Origin of the sequence: Pseudomonas sp. Fl5BN2 (assembly GCF_009908205.1) — a bacterium.
In the GTDB taxonomy this organism is placed as follows: domain Bacteria; phylum Pseudomonadota; class Gammaproteobacteria; order Pseudomonadales; family Pseudomonadaceae; genus Aquipseudomonas.
This window is the reverse complement of sequence record NZ_JAAARL010000001.1, coordinates 16163-32213: the sequence shown is the minus strand read 5'-3', so window position 1 is coordinate 32213 and position 16051 is coordinate 16163. Positions and strand designations below refer to the sequence as shown.

The following is a 16051-nucleotide window of genomic DNA, read 5'->3' as shown; positions in this document are numbered from 1 at the left end:
TCCTACAGCGGCAGAGCCAGGTAGAACTGGGTGCCCTGCCCCGGTCGTGAGTACACACCCATGCGCCCACCATGGAGCTGGACGATTTCCTTGCATAGGGCCAGCCCGAGCCCGGCACCGCCCTTCTTGCGCCCCACTTGGACAAAGGGCTCGAAGATCCGCCCCTGCTGGCCATAGGCGATGCCTTCGCCATTGTCCTCGACACTGACAATCACGCGTTCGCCATGGCGCCGGGCCTGCAGGCGGATCTGGCCGCCGCTGGCGGTATGGCGCAGCGCGTTGTCGATCAGGTTGTCCATGACTCGCTCCAACTGCGGCTGGTCGGCCTGCAGTCGTGGCAGCGGCGCCTGGATCTCCAGCATTAGACTGATCTCTCGTCGTTGCGCCTGTTCGACGAAGCGCTCCTGGGCCTGCTCCAGCAGCTCTTCCAGGGAGCAGGGCGACAGGGTGAGTTTCTGCAGGCCATTCTGGTAGCGGGAAAAATTCAGCAGATCGTTGATCAGTTGCATCAAGCGCTGCATTTCTTCGTTGACCGTATTGAGCAGGTCGGTTTCCCGAGACTCCTCGGCAAAGTGCAGGCGCTCCTGGAGCAGGCCGAAAGCCATGTGCATGCCGGTGACCGGGGTCCGCAGTTCATGGGAAGCACGCAGCACGAACTCACTGCGCACCCGTTCGAACGCCCGTTGCTCGGTGACATCGTGGAGCACCATAACGGCGCCGAGAATATGCCCCTGGGTATGACTCACCGGGGTCAGGCTGTAGGTCAGCAGGCGCGATTCGCCGTCGACCTCGATGTCCAGGTCATCCGGAGCCCGTTCCAGGCTGCCGCCGCGCAGCACCAACTGCAGTTGCTCATCCAGCTCCGGGCGCTGCAGAGCGCTGCCCAGGCCCTGGCCGAGGCGTTCCTGGTCCCAGCCCAGTTGGCGCTGAGCCACCGGGTTGAGGTGTTCCAGGCAGCCTTGGCGGTCGATCATCAGCAAGCCGTCGTCGATGCTGTCGAGCACCGCCTGCAAGCGTTGCTGGCCGGCCAGCAGTTCATCGACGTTGGTTGCCTGATGCTGGCGCAAGGCTTCGGCCATGATGCCGAAACGCCGGGTCAGCAGGTTCATCTCTGCCGCCGCCGAGATCGGCAGGGTAACGTCGAAATTACCTTGGCCGATCTTGTCTGCCGCCTTGGCCAGAGCTTCGATCGGGCCACCAAAGCGCCGGGCGATGGCGTGGGCGGTGATGAAGCCGATGATCAGTACCGCGAGGCCGACAATGCCCAGCAGGCTGGCCACCAGCAGTGCCCGGTCGTGGGCTTGGCGTTCCACTTGGCTGATGTTGTCCAGGGCGCGCTTGTGTTCGTTGATGAGCCCACCGCGCAAGGTATTGAAGCGTTCGGTCAACTCGTTGTTCTGACTCAGCCCAGAGGCTGAGCTGTTGCGTTCAAAGGCCTGAAAGAAACTCAGGTAGTCGTCGCGGGCCTGTTGGAAGCCGCTTGGCCCCTGGTTCTGCTGTTCGTGGGCTATGCCTTGGTCGAGCAATTCCAGGTAGTGCTGCCTGGAGGCTTCCAGGGTTGTGGGATCGGGCTTGTTGCTGAGCATGAGGATCAGCTGGTCACCCAGGGTCTGGCGCAGCTTGAGCCCCAGGTCCAGGGTGATGAAGTTGTTGCGGATTAGCGATTCCTGGGTGTTGGCCATCTGCATCACGCTGACCAGCCCGAGCACCAGCCCCAGCAAGGCTACGGTGATCAGGGCCGAAATGCTGAGAAACAGCCGGGTCCGCAGTTTCATCGCCAACTTCATAAGGTGTCGCTCACAGGTTGTACTGTTTACGCTTGCGGTACAGCGTCGAAGCATCGATGCCCAGGGTCTTGGCCGCTTGATCCAGGGTGTCGCTGGTGGCCAGGACGGCACCGATATGAGCCTTTTCCAACTCGTCGAGGCTCAATGCGGCGCCGATCCGCGGGGCGTTGTTGGTGGGCTGCTCGGCCATGCCCAGATGGCTGATTTCCACCCGCTCCTGAGGGCAGATGATGCTCGCCCGCTCCACCACGTTGCGCAGTTCGCGGATGTTGCCCGGCCAGCGGTAGTTCAGCAGGGCCTCTCGGGCCTCGTCGCTGAAGCCGCGCGCCGGCCGCGAATACTCTTTGACGAAGCGTGCGAGGAAGCGGTCGGCCAGGGTCAGGATGTCTTCGCTGCGCTCGCGCAGGGGGGGCAGGTGCAGGGTGATCACGTTCAGGCGGTACAGCAGGTCTTCGCGAAAACGCCCTTCGCGCACCATGTCCTCGAGGTTGAGGTTGGTGGCGGCGAGGATGCGCACATCGGCGCGGCGGGTTACCGGGTCGCCGACGCGCTCATATTCCTTGTCCTGGATAAAACGTAGCAGCTTGGGTTGCAGGGTCAGCGGGAAGTCGCCGATCTCATCGAGGAACAGGGTGCCGCCATCGGCTTGGTTGACCCGGCCCAGGGTACTTTCGCTGGCCCCGGTGAAGGCGCCGCGGCTGTGGCCGAAGAGTTCGCTTTCCATCAGTTCAGCAGTCAATGACGGGCAGTTGATGGTTACACAGGACTTTTTCGCCCGTTTGCTCCAGCCGTGGATGGCCTGGGCCAGTTCGCCCTTACCGGTCCCGGATTCGCCGAGGATCAGGATATTGGCGTCGGTGGCGGCGACCTGGCGCGCGGTTTCCAGTACCACCTTCATGGCCGGGCTGTGGGAGTCCAGGCCATCCTTGGGTTTGCGTACTTCGCCCTCCAGGGCTTCCAGGCGCGCCGAAAGCTGGCGAACTTCCAGTTGCTTGGCAGTGGCCAGACGCAGTTGGTCGGGGCTGCAAGGCTTGACCAGGTAGTCGGCGGCGCCGGCCTGGATCGCGTCCACCGCAGTGTCCACGGCGGAGTGCGCGGTGACGATCACCACCCGCATCCAGGGTGCCTGGATGCGCATCTGTGCCAGCACATCGAGGCCGTTGTCTTCACCCAGGCGCAGGTCGAGGAAGCACAGGTCAAACACCTGGCGTTGCAGCAGGGCATCCGCCTGGGCCGCGCTGTTGGCGGTGGCCACGGTATAGCCCTCATCTTCCAGGCAGTAGCGGAAGGTGCGAAGGATTGCGGATTCGTCATCCACCAGAAGGATGCGGCCTTGATTCTCCGGCGCTGACTCCATTTCCCGGGCTCCTTTAATGAATGGTCTTATTTAGTCCCGGAAAGATCGGGCAAGTTGCAAGGTTGATTCTGATTCATTCCACGACATGCAGGTTAGATATCTCCGGCTGAAATGGTTAACAGGCTGCGTAGATCTGTATCAGGCCATTCGCCGATCGGCAAAGTTCCCCCTGTGATCAAAAAGCGTCCAAGGCAGTTCTGGTGGATCGTGCATTTCGCACGGTCAGCCAGGAGGCATCGTGCAGGATGCGTATTGACAGTCGTCGTTTAAATATCATAACTAATTGATTTTATTGATTTTTTATCCTCGTTAAAAAGCTGGCATGCAGACTGCAGTAACCCTCTTATCGAGGAGTGCAGGTAATGGCTTCCATAACAACATCACCACCAATGTGGGAGGAGCTTCAGGATGAATCGCCAACGTTTTACCCAATTGCGTATTGCACCACTGCATCTCCAGCAAGGCCTGTTTGCCAGCCTTGCATTGTTGGTCACCCTGATCGCCGGGCAACAGCTCCAACGCTGGCAAGACAGCCAGGTGCCTGCGCCACGTGTGCCGGTTCATCACTTCACCCAGACCCATTTCAGCTCGGTCAGCAGTCAGCTCACCGATACCACTCCTGTGCAACTGATGGTCGTCGACCAGGCGCAGCCGGCGCTGGACGCGCCACGTCAGGAACGCTGGGTGTTCTAGGCATCAAGGTCGGGCCCGCAATCGGCGGCACCCGGCTGGCTCCACACGCAGTACCACTAATAGAAGAGTAAGGAGAATCATCATGCTGAGCTGGGCAATCACATTCCTGATCATTGCCATTGTCGCTGCCGTTCTGGGCTTCGGTGGTATCGCGGGCACCGCCACGGGTATCGCCAAGATCCTCTTTGTGGTGTTCCTGGTGATGTTTATCGCTTCGTTCTTCTTTGGCCGTCGTGGCCGAGGCTGACCATGAGTCTCTTGTTCAAGACATTGGCCGCCACGCTGCTGCTGGGCGCCAGCGCCCTGGCGTCGGCGGCCAATGATGGCCAGGCACGAGCCAACGAGTTGCTGGGTACGGATCCGCAGTTTCGTGAAACCTGGCAGGGGGTTGTGCACAAGGAAGAGCGCCTGCCCGAGTGGGTGATGAACCTCTCGGGTGATGCTCAACAAATGAACGCCGTTGCAGAAGACGGCGACCAATACCTGGTCGGGCCGTTGTGTGAAACCGCGCAGAGCTGCCAGAACCAGCGTTTGATTGTCGCCTTCGGTTTCGACAAGAAGCATGCCTACGCCATGCTGGTGGACGTGCCGGCGGGGCTGCCCGTGGACAAGTCGCCCACCCGCCATGCCAATTACCGTTTCCTCGGCAAGCCCGATGAAGGTATGCAGGCCTTGCTCAAGGAGCAGTTGAGGAAAGACCCGAACTGGTACTGAGTTCGAGTCTGCCGCTGTTGCGTAATCGATAGTGGAGCGTGCCGCCAAGGCGCTTTCGACTGTGCACTGCCCGAGAAAGGCGTGTGCCTGACCAAGCGGCCGGGACGTTCTGATCCGCAGGTGATCGGGGTGTAGGGGTACAGGGAGTTCCTCCGCCAAGGGCGGGTCAGGAAAGAGCGGCGGTGCAGGTTTCCAGGTCGGCATCGACTTGACGAGCTTGCGGCGTGCTTGAATACGCAAAGTCCTGTACTAGAGCCATCGGCTCACCTTCATCGGCTTTCCCTTAGAAAATCTTCCTTTGACCCCGGTCAAACGTTTCTTCTTGTTTCTCTGCGACCGTATATCGAGAAACTTCGTAGGAAATCCTGATCGGTCTTAGGCTTTTTATTCAGGACATTTCTGAGTTATTTAAGGCCTTTTCCTGACCCCCCCGACAACCCTGGACGCCGCCTGAAATGGCCGTTTCACGGCATTTCTGCCTGCCGAAATGGCGTATTCGAACCGGTTGGGACGCTCGTTTTGTTTGTAAAAGCTCATGCCGATTCGGCATAGGGTAGGCGTTTACGGCATTAGACGTGCTCCCCTTGCATCGGAATAGTTGCGCCTTTTTTCGCCCGCAGAGAGCCGTAAATGCTCGTTCGGGATGACCTTATACGGGGGCCGATGCCCAAACTATTCCGCCATTGAGCGTTCCAGTTCGCGCATCAGCCCGAGTCCAACTGAAGTAAGGGTAATGATATGAAGAAGGCAAAATTAAGCCTCGCCTGGCAGATCCTCATCGGTCTGGTCCTGGGGATTGCGATTGGCGCTCTGCTCAATCATTTCAGTGCTGAAAAAGCCTGGTGGGTCAGCAACGTCCTGCAACCTGCGGGCGATATCTTTATCCGCTTGATCAAGATGATCGTGATCCCGATCGTCATCTCCTCGCTGATCGTCGGCATCGCCGGTGTTGGTGACGCCAAGAAGCTCGGCCGCATCGGCCTCAAGACCATCATCTACTTCGAAGTGGTGACCACCATCGCCATCGTCGTCGGTCTGCTGTTGGCCAACCTGTTCCATCCGGGCGCAGGCATCGACATGAGCACCCTGGGTACCGTGGATATTTCCAAGTACCAGGCCACTGCTGCTGAAGTGCAACATGAACACGCGTTCATCGAGACCATCCTCAACCTGATTCCGTCGAACATCTTCGCGGCCATGGCCCGCGGCGAAATGCTGCCGATCATCTTCTTCTCGGTGCTCTTCGGCCTGGGCCTGTCGAGCCTGCAGTCCGACCTGCGCGACCCGCTGGTGAAGATGTTCCAGGGCGTCTCGGAAAGCATGTTCAAAGTCACCCACATGATCATGAACTACGCGCCTATCGGTGTGTTTGCGCTGATCGCGGTGACCGTTGCCAACTTCGGTTTCGCCTCCCTGTTGCCATTGGCCAAGCTGGTGATCCTGGTATACGCAGCCATCGCCTTCTTCGCCTTCGTGGTCCTCGGCCTGATTGCCCGCCTGTTCGGCTTCTCGGTGATCAAGCTGATGCGCATCTTCAAGGACGAGCTGGTGCTCGCCTACTCCACCGCCAGTTCGGAAACCGTGCTGCCGCGTGTGATCGAGAAGATGGAAGCCTACGGTGCGCCGAAGGCCATCTGCAGCTTCGTGGTGCCGACCGGCTACTCCTTCAACCTCGACGGTTCGACTCTGTACCAGAGCATCGCGGCGATCTTCATCGCCCAGCTGTACGGCATCGATCTGTCCATTGGCCAACAACTGCTGCTGGTGCTGACCCTGATGGTCACCTCCAAAGGCATCGCCGGTGTTCCGGGCGTATCCTTCGTGGTGCTGCTGGCTACCCTGGGCAGTGTGGGCATTCCCCTGGAAGGCCTGGCGTTCATCGCCGGCGTCGACCGTGTGATGGATATGGCACGCACCGCGTTGAACGTGATCGGCAACGCGCTGGCGGTCCTGGTCATCTCTCGCTGGGAAGGCATGTACGACGATGCCAAGGGCCAGCGCTACTGGAACTCCCTGCCGCACTGGCGCAGCAAAGAGCAGTTGCCGGCGGGTGAAGCCACCAAAGGCTGAGACATCCCGCAGGAGCCGGCAAGCCGGCGCTGAGCTTCAGACAAACCCCGGTCAATCCGGGGTTTGTCGTTTCTGCCCGCCCCGCTATCATTCGCCGCATCTTCCGAGGGATATGACTGATGCTCAATGGCCTGTGGCTTGGCTTCTTTATCGTTGCGACCGTTTCCGCCCTGGCGCAGTGGCTGGTGGGGGGCAACGCCGGGATTTTCGCCGCCATGGTGGAAAGTATCTTCGCCATGGCCAAGCTGTCGGTAGAAGTCATGGTGCTGCTATTCGGCACCCTGACCCTGTGGCTGGGCTTCCTGCGGATCGCCGAAAAGGCCGGGATCGTCGAGTGGCTGGCCAAGGTGCTGGGCCCGCTGTTCAAGCGCCTGATGCCGGAAGTGCCGCCCGGGCACCCGGCACTGGGGCTGATCACCCTGAACTTCGCCGCCAACGGCCTGGGCCTGGACAACGCGGCCACGCCCATCGGCCTCAAGGCCATGCGTGCCCTGCAAGAGCTCAATCCCAGTAGCACCACCGCCAGTAACGCGCAGATCCTGTTTCTGGTGCTCAACGCTTCGTCCCTGACCCTGCTGCCGGTGACCATCTTCATGTACCGCGCCCAGCAAGGTGCGGCGGACCCGACGTTGGTGTTCCTGCCGATCCTCCTGGCCACCAGCGCGTCAACCCTGGTGGGCCTGCTGTCGGTGGCGGTGATGCAGCGCCTGCGCCTGTGGGACCCGGTGGTGCTGGCCTACCTGATTCCCGGTGCCCTGGCGTTGGGCGCGTTCATGGCGCTGTTGGCGACCCTATCGGCCAGCGCTCTGGCGTCGCTGTCGTCGATCCTCGGCAACCTCACGCTGTTTGGCCTGATCATGCTGTTCCTGGTGATCGGCGCGTTGCGTAAGGTCAAGGTCTACGAGGCCTTTGTCGAGGGCGCCAAAGAGGGCTTTGACGTTGCCAAGAACCTGTTGCCGTACCTGGTGGCCATGCTCTGCGCGATTGGCGTGCTGCGGGCTTCCGGCGCGCTGGATTTCGGCCTCGACGGGATTCGGCATCTGGTGTCCTGGGCCGGCTGGGATACGCGCTTCGTCGATGCCCTGCCCACTGCCATGGTCAAGCCGTTCTCCGGCAGCGCGGCGCGGGCGATGCTGATCGAAACCATGAAGACCCAGGGCGTGGACAGCTTTCCTGCTTTGGTCGCAGCGACCATCCAGGGCAGTACCGAAACCACCTTCTATGTATTGGCGGTGTATTTCGGTGCGGTGAGCATCCAGCGGGTGCGGCACGCCGTGGGCTGTGCCTTGTTGGCGGAGTTTGCTGGCGTGGTGGCGGCGATTTGCGTCTGCTACTGGTTCTTTGGTTGAGTTGAAGGACTGCTCGCCGGCCAGCCGGCTCCTACTGAGGAGCCGCTGGCCGGTGAATCGGGCCTCAATGCTTTATCTGTAGATTGCCCTGCCCCACTGCCCAATCCACTACCTGGCGGGTCAGCGTATCGCTGGCTTGGCCGAACCCCGCCACCACCGCTGGCACCTGGGTCTCGCTCAGCGGCTGACGTACTTCAAAGCGCCGGCTAGCGAGAATTTTCTGGTCATTGCCACGGATCAGGCGTGCATCCAGGCGTATCACCACCTGGGCGGCATTGCCCTGGTATTCGGTCTGGAAGGCTTGCAAGTCTCCGCCCAAGGCCAGGTCGGTCTGCAGGTTGCTGTCGTCGGTGCTCAACAACTGCACCCGGCCATCGCGCTGGAAGCCATCCAGCAGACGGTTGCGCAGCAGCACCGGGGCCGGATCGCTCCAGCGTGAGGCCTTGTAGTTGCTGATCAGGTTGCCCTGGGGAATCACCGCAATCCGCGCACTGTTCAGGGCATCGCCGGCCTGGGGCTTGAGTAGCTGCAATGACCACGACAGCACTTTGCCCGGGGTCGGAGTGCTGCTCTGGCCTACCGGCAGTCGATAGATATCCAGCGGCTCGGCCTTGGGCAGGATCGAGCAGGCGCTGGTCAAGGCCAGGGCGCCACTCAGGGCCAGCGGGGCAAACAGACGATTGGCACGCTTCATGGCGTGAACTCCTTGTTCTTCTCGTTACCCAGCAGATAACCGCCGGGGTTGGCTTCCAGGCGGCGGGTGATGGCCCGTAGCGAGCTCATGGTCTCGCGCAGTTCGCGCACCGCCGGCGCCAGGCCATTGAGCCCTTGCATGCCATTGTTCAGTGAGTCCTGGTTGTCGTTCAGCAGTTTGTTGAGGGTGGCGCTGCTCTGCTCCAGGGAGCGCATGGCGTGCTCGGCACTGCCAAACATCTGCTTGCCCTGGTCGTTGAGCAGGCCGTTGGCATTGCGCATCAGCGCGGTGGTCTGTTCCAGCATGGCACTGGTCTGCTTGCTGATGGAGCCCAGCTGCTGCATCAGTTGGCGCAGGTCGTCTCGCTGCTCTGCGATGCTCGCGGTGGTCTTTTGCAGGTTGTCCAAGGTGCTGCTGACGCGGGAAACGTTGTCCGGGGAGAACATCCGGTTGGCGTTGTGCAGCAGCAGGTTGACTCCGGTCATCAGGTCATTGCTGTTGTTCAGCAGGCGGGCGATGGGCGACGGAGAGGCAATGATGGTTGGCAGTCGACCGTCCTTACCCTTGAGGGCCGGACTTTGCGGCGTGCCGCCACTGAGCTGGATGATCGAGGTGCCGGTGATGCCGGTCAGGGCCAGCTTGGCCTGGGTGTCCTCCTTGATCGGGGTTTCGCCGCCGAGGCGGATCTGCGCCAACACCCGACGCGGGTCCTTGGGGTCCAGGCGCAGGTTGACCACGTCACCGACCTTGATCCCGCTGTATTGAACAGCGCTGCCCTTGGATAGACCGCTGACCGCCTCATTGAAGACAATCTCGTAGTCCTGAAAGGCGCTGTCGACGCTGGACTTGGCCAGCCACAGGCCGAACAGCAAGGCGCCGGCCACCACGATCACGGTGAATAGGCCGATCAGTACATGATGGGCTCGGGTTTCCATGTCATCCCTCGTTGGTCTGTGTAGCTGCCTGGTAGGCGGCGCGGCCGCGTGGGCCGTGGAAGTATTCGTGAATCCACGCATCCGGGGTTTCGGCGACGATATCGATGGCGTCCGCCACCAGTACTTTCTTCTGCGCCAGCACCGCCACCCGATCGGTGATGGTGTAGAGGGTGTCGAGGTCGTGAGTGACCAGGAACACGCTCAGGCCCAGCGCGTCACGCAGGGTCAGGATCAGTTGGTCAAAGGCGGCAGCGCCTACCGGGTCGAGGCCGGCGGTGGGTTCGTCGAGAAACAGGATGTCCGGGTCCAGGGCCAGGGCACGGGCCAGGGCTGCGCGCTTGATCATGCCGCCGGACAGCGAGGCCGGGTACTTGTCGGCCGCCGACAGCGGCAACCCGGCCAGGGCCAGCTTCACTGCCGCCAGGTGCTCGGCATCGCTGCGTGACAGCCCCGCATGTTCGATCAGCGGCAGGGCAACGTTCTCGGTCACCGTCAGTGAGGTGAACAGTGCGCCCTTCTGGAACAGTACGCCAAAGCGTCGTTCGATCAGCGAGCGTTGCTGTTCCGGCAGGCTCGGCAGGTCCTGGCCGAAGACCCGCACCGAGCCCTCGCTGGGCTGGCGCAGGCCGACGATGCTGCGCAGCAGCACGGACTTGCCGCTGCCCGAACCGCCGACCACGCCGAGAATTTCACCCTTGTACACATCCAGGTCGAGGTTCTCGTGCACGCTCTGCTTGCCGAAGCGGTTGCACAGCCCGCGGACCTCGATCACCGCCTCGGCGGGCGCACGGGGCAGGCGGCTCACCAGCCCATCTCCATGAAAAACAATGCTGCCACAGCGTCGATCACGATCACCACGAAGATCGACTGGACCACGCTGGAGGTGGTGTGGGCGCCAACGGACTCGGCGCTGCCGCTGACCTTGAAGCCCTCCAGGCAGCCGATGGCGGCGATCAGGAAGGCGAAAATCGGCGCTTTGACCAAGCCCAGTAGGAAGTGCTTCACGCCAATGTCCGAATGCAGCAGCGAGAGGAACATCGCTGGCGAGATATCCAGGGACAGGGCGCAGACCACGCCGCCACCGATGATTCCCGAGAGCATGGCCAGGAAGGTCAGCATCGGTAGCGATACCAGCAACGCCAGGACTCGGGGCAGTACCAGCAACTCCACCGGGTCCAGGCCGAGCGTGCGGATTGCGTCGATCTCTTCGTTGGCCTTCATCGAGCCGATCTGTGCGGTGAAGGCGCTGGCGGTACGACCGGCCATGAGAATCGCGGTGAGCAGCACGCCAAATTCCCGCAGGAAGGAAAACGCCACCAGGTCCACGGTAAAGATGCTGGCGCCGAAACTGGCCAGCACCGTGGCCCCGAGAAAGGCCACCACCGCCCCCACCAGGAAGGTCAGCAGGGCGACGATGGGCGCCGCGTCTAGGCCGGTCTGCTCGATATGCGCTACCACTGGCGTCAGGCGCCAGCGCTTGGGGCGCAGCAGGCCACGGGCCAGGGTCTCGAGAATCAGACCGATGAAGCCCAGCACCTTGAGGGTGTCTTGCCAGACGGTGTAGACCGCGCTGCCAATGCGCGAGAGCAACTGCACGCTGACCGAGACCTGGGGTTCCTTGACCGGCACACAGAAGTCGTTGAGCGAGGTATAGACCGTGTGCAGCAGCGCACGGTCGGCGGCAGACAGGGTGCAGTCGGCATGTTCCGCGGACTGGCCCAGGCGCTCGGCGCCCAGCAGCTCCACCAGCAGCGAGGCGCCGGCGGTGTCGAGGGCGCCAAGGTTGTTGAGATCGATATGGGTGCTGCTGTCGTAGTGGCCGTGCAGGGATTGGCTGAGGCGCTTGAGGTCGCTGTAGTGCGCCAGCGTCCAGTCACCGGAGATACGCAGTTGCGCCGGAGAGTGGCCAAGATCCAATTGAGCAGTGCCGGGCGTCACGCTGGTAGTCATAAGCTCCAAGCTTGTGTGGCGATTACGCAGTGCTACGTAATAGCACGATCCCGACTACTTTGCCTCGCCGGTCTTGGCTGCGTCTTGATCTGGGTCGGTGATCTCGAAGCGCAGCACGCCGATTACTTGACCGTCCTCGGTGATCACCCGCACTTGCCAGTGGCCCGCTGGGTTGGCAGGAAAATTCTGCTTGTATGACCAGGCACGGTAGCCCTCCTTGCGCCCGCCGTGAATGTCCAGGGCGATGCGGTCCACTTCGCTGCCGTTGAACTGCCAGACGTGGTAGATGCGTTCGTCCAGGCCTCGCGGTGCGTTGATTGCGGTATAGGCGTACAAACCGTTGCTGCGCACCTGGCTGGTGCTGACCTGTTCCAGGCTGTCTCCCGGCGTGCGGTCCTGGAGTTGGGTGCTGATGGCGTCCTCGGTCAGCCACAGGGTGGCCGGCGGTACCCAGGAGCGCAGCAGCCAGCCGGTGCTGCCGATGACCAGGGTGATGCTCAACACGGTCAAGGCACTGCGCAAGCTGCGGATCGGCAGGATCGACGCCAGGCTCGGGAAGGACAGGAGCATGGCGGTGCCCAAGGCCAGCTTGAAGCTCTGGGCAGTGGTCAGGTGGAGGATCAGCGGCAGTGCAGTGAGCAAGGCGGCGAACAGCGTCAGGGTGTGCAGCGCAAGGAATAGCCAACGCTTTGGGGCCAGCCATTTGTAGTACAGCGGGTCGATGATGGAAATCAGCGCCGCGGCCCCGAGCAATCCGGTGAACACCAACTGGCCGCTGTTCCAACTGGTGGTGATGAAGAAGAACGGCAGGACGAAGAACAGGCTTTCCTGGTGAATCATCTGCGTGGCATAGCGCAGCAGCGGCTGCGGGATCTCGCGCTTGAAAACCTTGGTGAACAGCTGGGTCAGGCTGTTTTCCAGCATCAGCCAGACCCAGCTCACCAGCAGGATCACGGCGATCCACGAGGCCAGGCTCTGCTGCCGGTCTACCAGGATGAAGCTGCCGACTCCGGAGATGAAGCCGCCGAGCGCAATGATCCCCGGATAGCGCTTCATCAGTTCCAGAAGGCGCTGTATGTATTGGGTCCAGTTAGGCATCGGGCGGGGTCACAGTCATGGCAGGAAAAAACCGCGACAGGATACCGTCGGCGCGAGCCTGTGGCGAGGGAGCAGGGTCCCTCGCCAGAGGTTATGCAGCCCGGCGGCGCAGGATCAGGTAACCACCAAGGCTGCCTAGGACGATCAGGGCCAGCAGGCCGACGCTCAACCAGAGCAGTTGCTCATCCCCCAGCAGGGGTGCTTCGATCCGCAGGTAGCCGGGTTGTTGCAGCAGTTGGCGCAGGGCCAGGTTGGCGTGTTCCAGGCTCACCGTTTGCAGGCGCTTGGCCGGATCGCTGAAGCGACCATTGTCGAAGTCGCCCAGGGCACTCCAGTAATAGTCCGCCAGGGCGCTGTTGCCCTGCACCGCCCAGGCCTGGCGGTCGATGGCGGCCTGTTTGAGGCGGGCAAAGGTGGCGGGGTCGAGGCCGTTCTTGAGCAACTGCGCCTTGAGCTGCTCGACCACTTGCCGCGCTTGGGGCAGATCATCGCGTTCAACGTCGGCATTGAGGCTGAGAAAGCCGACGCCACCGAAAACCTCCCGTTCGCTCCAGGGACCGTAGGACAGTTCATGTTCCAGGCGCAATTGACGGTACAGCGCCCAATCCAGGTAGTCCTTGAGCAGGTCGAAGGTCTCGTCGTGTTGCTGGTCCAGCAGGGGCTCGGGGAATAGCCAGTGCAGTTGCGCGTTCTGCCCTACCCAACCGCGCAGCAGCGTGCGTTCGATCGCCGCCGTGCCGTGGATTTGCGGCAGTTCGCGGTGTTCGCTGGGCTCCACCGGCTCAAGCGCGCCGTAGGTGCGTTGCAGATAAGCCGGTAGCAGGCGGTCCAGCTCACCCACGATGATCAGGCTCATGTTGTTGGGGGCATACCAGTCTTTGCGCACCTGTTCCAGTTGGGCCAGGGTCAGGTGCCCGACTTCGGCGCGTTCGGCGCATTTGAGCCCCAGCTCCACTGCCAGCTGGTTGCCGGCCTTGTGGCCCAGATCCTGACGGTCGAGCCAGCGTTGCAGGTGCGAGTAATGGCCGCCGCCTTCGCGTTCCACCACCTGCTTGGCAGCGGCCACGGCATTGTCGTCGAGGCGGGTATGGGTCAGTAGCGACAGTAGCAGGTCGAGGACCTTGCGCTGGTTCTTCGCCGGAGCCTCGATGACGAAGGTGGTGTCGGCGTTGCTGGTGTAGGCGTTCCACTCGCCGCCCAGGGCTTGCATGCGCTCTTCCAGGCCACCTTCGCCGCTGGCGTCGATGCCGCTGAACAACAGGTGCTCAAGCAGGTGCGGCAGTTCCTTGTCGGCGCAGGCGAAGTCGTCCAGGCCCACACCCACCACCAGGCGGATCGCCACGTGGCCCCGCTCGCTGCTGGGCTTGAGCAGCACTTGCAGGCCGTTGGACAGGGTATAACCTTCGGCCTGAAAGCGATCCAGGGCCCATCCATGTGCACTGCCCAGCAACAGGCAGGCGAATAACAGACAACGCATAACAAGCTTCCTTACGGCGTGCGTAGTCTCTACAGACTTCGGGTAACGCTGGACGTTCAGGGTGAATGAGTGATGTCGGCGATGTCTTCGACTTCAAGTGCACCGGTGTCCGAGGTTTCCAGGACCACATAGGCGCTGCTGCAGAACAGTGAATTGAGGCGTTTCATGTCGGCGATCAGCTCCAGGTGCAGCGAACTGGTTTCGATGCTCTGGACGATCTTGCGCTGCAGGCGACTCACATGGGCGTGGGCCAGGCGCCGCTCCTGGGCGCGGAAGCGGCGTTTCTCCCGCAGTAGCTGACGGGCGCTTTCCGGGTCGGCACTGAGGAACACCGAGAGCCCCAGGCGCAGGTTGGCAATCAGCTGCGCATGCAGCCCGGTCAATTCTTCCAGGCCGACCTCGGAGAAGGAGCGGCGCTGAGAGGTCTTCTGTTGCTGGACCTTGCGCAGCATGCGTTCGATCAGGTCGCTGGCCAGCTTGAGGTTGATCGCCAGCTCGATGATCTCCGCCCAGCGCCGGCTGTCCTGGTCGCTGAGGTCTTCTCGGGGCATCTGCGCCAGGTACAGCTTGATGGCGCTGTACAGCGCTTCGACGTCGTCGCTCAGCAGGCGCATTTCCTGGGTGATGGCGGTCTGTTTGCCGCGCAGCACATCGCGCATCGCCTCGAGCATGTTGTCGATCAGGTCGCCGATGCGCAGGGTTTCCCGGGCGGCGTTGGCCAGGGCCAGGCTCGGGGTTGCCAGGGCAGTGGGATCGAGGTGTCGCGGCCGTGCGCGGCCATTGTCCTGGGCACGCTCCGGCAGCAACCAGGCACAGAGCCGGGCCATCGGGCCGACGCTGGGCAGCAACAACAGGCAGCGTGCGGTGTTGTACAACAGGTGGAAGCCGATCACCACTTCTTGGGGGCTGAAGTCCAGGCTGTCCATCCAATGGGCCAGCGGGTTGAGCACCGGGATGATCAGCAGCAAGCCAATGAGCTTGTACAACAGGCTGCCCAGGGCTACCTGGCGCCCGGCGGCGTTCTGCATGCTGGTGCTGAGGAAGGCCAATACCCCGCTGCCGATGTTGGCGCCGATCACCAGGCCGATGGCCACTGGCAGGCTGATCACCCCGGCGCCGGCCAGGGTGGCGGTGAGCAGTACTGCCGCCAGGCTGGAGTAGGACACCATGGCGAATACCGCACCCATCAGCGCATCCAGGAGGATGTCGCCGGTGAGCGAGGCAAACAGGACCTTTACCCCTTGGGCGTGGGTGATCGGGGTGGCAGCCTCGACGATCAGTTGCAGGGCCAGGATGATCAGGCCCAGGCCGATGCCGACCCGGCCCAACTGGCCGGCGCGGGTCTGTTTGCGCGAGAGGAAGAAAATCACCCCGAGGAAGATCAGCAGCGGTGACAGCCAGGACAGGTCGAAGGTCAGCACCCGAGCCATCAGCGCGGTACCGACATCGGCACCGAGCATGGTCGCCAGTGCTGGCGTCAGGGCCATCAATCCTTGGCCGACAAAGGAGGTCACCAGCATCGCCGTGGCGTTGCTGCTCTGGACCATCGCGGTCACCAGGATCCCGGCGACGAACGCCAGCGGTCGCTTGGCCATGTTCTGGCCGATGACATGGCGCAGGTTGGAACCGTAGACCCGCAGGATCCCCGTCCGGACGATGTGTGTGCCCCAGATCAGCAGGGCCACGGCAGAAAGCAGATTGAGCAGGGTCAGCATGAAAGCCCCCCCCTGGGGTGAAGAGCCCGAAAACAGGGCCAGTGGCGTTGTTGCGCGAGGTTCTACGTTATGTATTTAAGCTGTAGTTGGTTAACGCACAGGACGCCAGCATCGCATAGCTAATCTGCCGAATGAAACAAAACCGTCATGAAAACAGCATGCTGCAGAGGTGAAAAAGGGGCTCGAGAGCCCCTTTTTGCTTTGGTGCATTC

At 62.0% G+C, this 16051-nt stretch carries 14 protein-coding genes; 5 read left to right on the top strand and 9 right to left on the bottom strand.

The window, feature by feature from the left end:
* Positions 1-2: 2 nt before the first annotated feature.
* A complete protein-coding gene (locus tag GV819_RS00150) occupies positions 3-1787 on the bottom strand; it encodes a KinB sensor domain-containing domain (protein WP_161752330.1) in 1785 nt (594 codons plus the stop codon).
* A 10-nt stretch (positions 1788-1797) separates the two neighbouring features.
* The gene (gene algB, locus GV819_RS00145; RefSeq protein WP_161752328.1) at positions 1798-3144 is read right to left on the bottom strand and encodes a sigma-54-dependent response regulator transcription factor AlgB; all 1347 of its coding nucleotides are present in this window, start codon (positions 3142-3144) and stop codon (positions 1798-1800) included.
* A gap of 408 nt (positions 3145-3552) precedes the next feature.
* Here algB and GV819_RS00140 point away from each other — a divergent pair, with 408 nt between their 5' ends.
* From GV819_RS00140 to GV819_RS00120, 5 genes are all read left to right on the top strand, one after another.
* The gene (locus GV819_RS00140; protein ID WP_161752326.1) at positions 3553-3837 is read left to right on the top strand and encodes a hypothetical protein; all 285 of its coding nucleotides are present in this window, start codon (positions 3553-3555) and stop codon (positions 3835-3837) included.
* Positions 3838-3919: 82 nt separating this feature from the next.
* Complete coding sequence (locus tag GV819_RS00135) at positions 3920-4084, top strand: DUF1328 domain-containing protein (protein WP_003170804.1); 165 nt, start codon at positions 3920-3922, stop codon at positions 4082-4084.
* Positions 4085-4086: 2 nt separating this feature from the next.
* Complete coding sequence (locus GV819_RS00130) at positions 4087-4551, top strand: inhibitor of vertebrate lysozyme family protein (protein WP_161752324.1); 465 nt, start codon at positions 4087-4089, stop codon at positions 4549-4551.
* A 738-nt stretch (positions 4552-5289) separates the two neighbouring features.
* Complete coding sequence (gene gltP / locus GV819_RS00125) at positions 5290-6621, top strand: glutamate/aspartate:proton symporter GltP (RefSeq protein WP_161752322.1); 1332 nt, start codon at positions 5290-5292, stop codon at positions 6619-6621.
* Positions 6622-6740: 119 nt separating this feature from the next.
* Positions 6741-7970 (top strand): nucleoside recognition domain-containing protein, encoded by a 1230-nt coding sequence (locus tag GV819_RS00120; protein ID WP_161752320.1) that lies wholly within the window; start codon positions 6741-6743, stop codon positions 7968-7970.
* Between the two features lie 64 nt (positions 7971-8034).
* Here GV819_RS00120 and GV819_RS00115 read toward each other — a convergent pair whose 3' ends face one another.
* The 7 genes from GV819_RS00115 to GV819_RS00085 all read right to left on the bottom strand — a co-directional run bounded on the left by GV819_RS00115 (position 8035) and on the right by GV819_RS00085 (position 15839).
* A complete protein-coding gene (locus GV819_RS00115) occupies positions 8035-8664 on the bottom strand; it encodes an ABC-type transport auxiliary lipoprotein family protein (RefSeq protein ID WP_161752319.1) in 630 nt (209 codons plus the stop codon).
* Positions 8661-9599 (bottom strand): MlaD family protein, encoded by a 939-nt coding sequence (locus GV819_RS00110; RefSeq protein WP_161752317.1) that lies wholly within the window; start codon positions 9597-9599, stop codon positions 8661-8663. The genes GV819_RS00115 and GV819_RS00110 overlap by 4 nt, the downstream gene beginning before the upstream one ends.
* A gap of 1 nt (position 9600) precedes the next feature.
* A complete protein-coding gene (locus tag GV819_RS00105) occupies positions 9601-10404 on the bottom strand; it encodes an ABC transporter ATP-binding protein (protein ID WP_161752315.1) in 804 nt (267 codons plus the stop codon).
* Positions 10401-11549, bottom strand: coding sequence for an ABC transporter permease (locus GV819_RS00100; RefSeq protein WP_161752313.1), 1149 nt, complete (start codon positions 11547-11549; stop codon positions 10401-10403). Before GV819_RS00100 ends, GV819_RS00105 begins: the two co-directional genes overlap by 4 nt.
* A gap of 54 nt (positions 11550-11603) precedes the next feature.
* Positions 11604-12647 carry a DUF5924 family protein gene (locus GV819_RS00095; protein WP_161752311.1) on the bottom strand — a complete coding sequence of 348 codons (1044 nt, stop codon included), beginning with the start codon at positions 12645-12647 and terminating at the stop codon, positions 11604-11606.
* 91 nt (positions 12648-12738) lie between these two features.
* Positions 12739-14124 carry a M16 family metallopeptidase gene (locus tag GV819_RS00090; protein WP_161752309.1) on the bottom strand — a complete coding sequence of 462 codons (1386 nt, stop codon included), beginning with the start codon at positions 14122-14124 and terminating at the stop codon, positions 12739-12741.
* 56 nt (positions 14125-14180) lie between these two features.
* Complete coding sequence (locus GV819_RS00085; RefSeq protein WP_161752307.1) at positions 14181-15839, bottom strand: Na/Pi cotransporter family protein; 1659 nt, start codon at positions 15837-15839, stop codon at positions 14181-14183.
* Positions 15840-16051 lie beyond the last annotated feature (212 nt).

Excerpts from the sequence above, each read along its gene's own strand:
- GV819_RS00090 (WP_161752309.1), bottom strand. The coding sequence starts at position 14,124 with ATGCGTTGTCTGTTATTCGCCTGCCTGTTGCTGGGCAGTGCACATGGA.
- algB (WP_161752328.1), bottom strand. The coding sequence starts at position 3,144 with ATGGAGTCAGCGCCGGAGAATCAAGGCCGCATCCTTCTGGTGGATGAC.
- GV819_RS00140 (WP_161752326.1), top strand. The coding sequence starts at position 3,553 with ATGAATCGCCAACGTTTTACCCAATTGCGTATTGCACCACTGCATCTC.
- GV819_RS00130 (WP_161752324.1), top strand. The coding sequence starts at position 4,087 with ATGAGTCTCTTGTTCAAGACATTGGCCGCCACGCTGCTGCTGGGCGCC.
- GV819_RS00150 (WP_161752330.1), bottom strand. The coding sequence starts at position 1,787 with ATGAAGTTGGCGATGAAACTGCGGACCCGGCTGTTTCTCAGCATTTCG.
- GV819_RS00115 (WP_161752319.1), bottom strand. The coding sequence starts at position 8,664 with ATGAAGCGTGCCAATCGTCTGTTTGCCCCGCTGGCCCTGAGTGGCGCC.
- GV819_RS00100 (WP_161752313.1), bottom strand. The coding sequence starts at position 11,549 with ATGACTACCAGCGTGACGCCCGGCACTGCTCAATTGGATCTTGGCCAC.
- GV819_RS00110 (WP_161752317.1), bottom strand. The coding sequence starts at position 9,599 with ATGGAAACCCGAGCCCATCATGTACTGATCGGCCTATTCACCGTGATC.
- GV819_RS00085 (WP_161752307.1), bottom strand. The coding sequence starts at position 15,839 with ATGCTGACCCTGCTCAATCTGCTTTCTGCCGTGGCCCTGCTGATCTGG.
- GV819_RS00120 (WP_161752320.1), top strand. The coding sequence starts at position 6,741 with ATGCTCAATGGCCTGTGGCTTGGCTTCTTTATCGTTGCGACCGTTTCC.
- GV819_RS00135 (WP_003170804.1), top strand. The coding sequence starts at position 3,920 with ATGCTGAGCTGGGCAATCACATTCCTGATCATTGCCATTGTCGCTGCC.
- GV819_RS00095 (WP_161752311.1), bottom strand. The coding sequence starts at position 12,647 with ATGCCTAACTGGACCCAATACATACAGCGCCTTCTGGAACTGATGAAG.
- gltP (WP_161752322.1), top strand. The coding sequence starts at position 5,290 with ATGAAGAAGGCAAAATTAAGCCTCGCCTGGCAGATCCTCATCGGTCTG.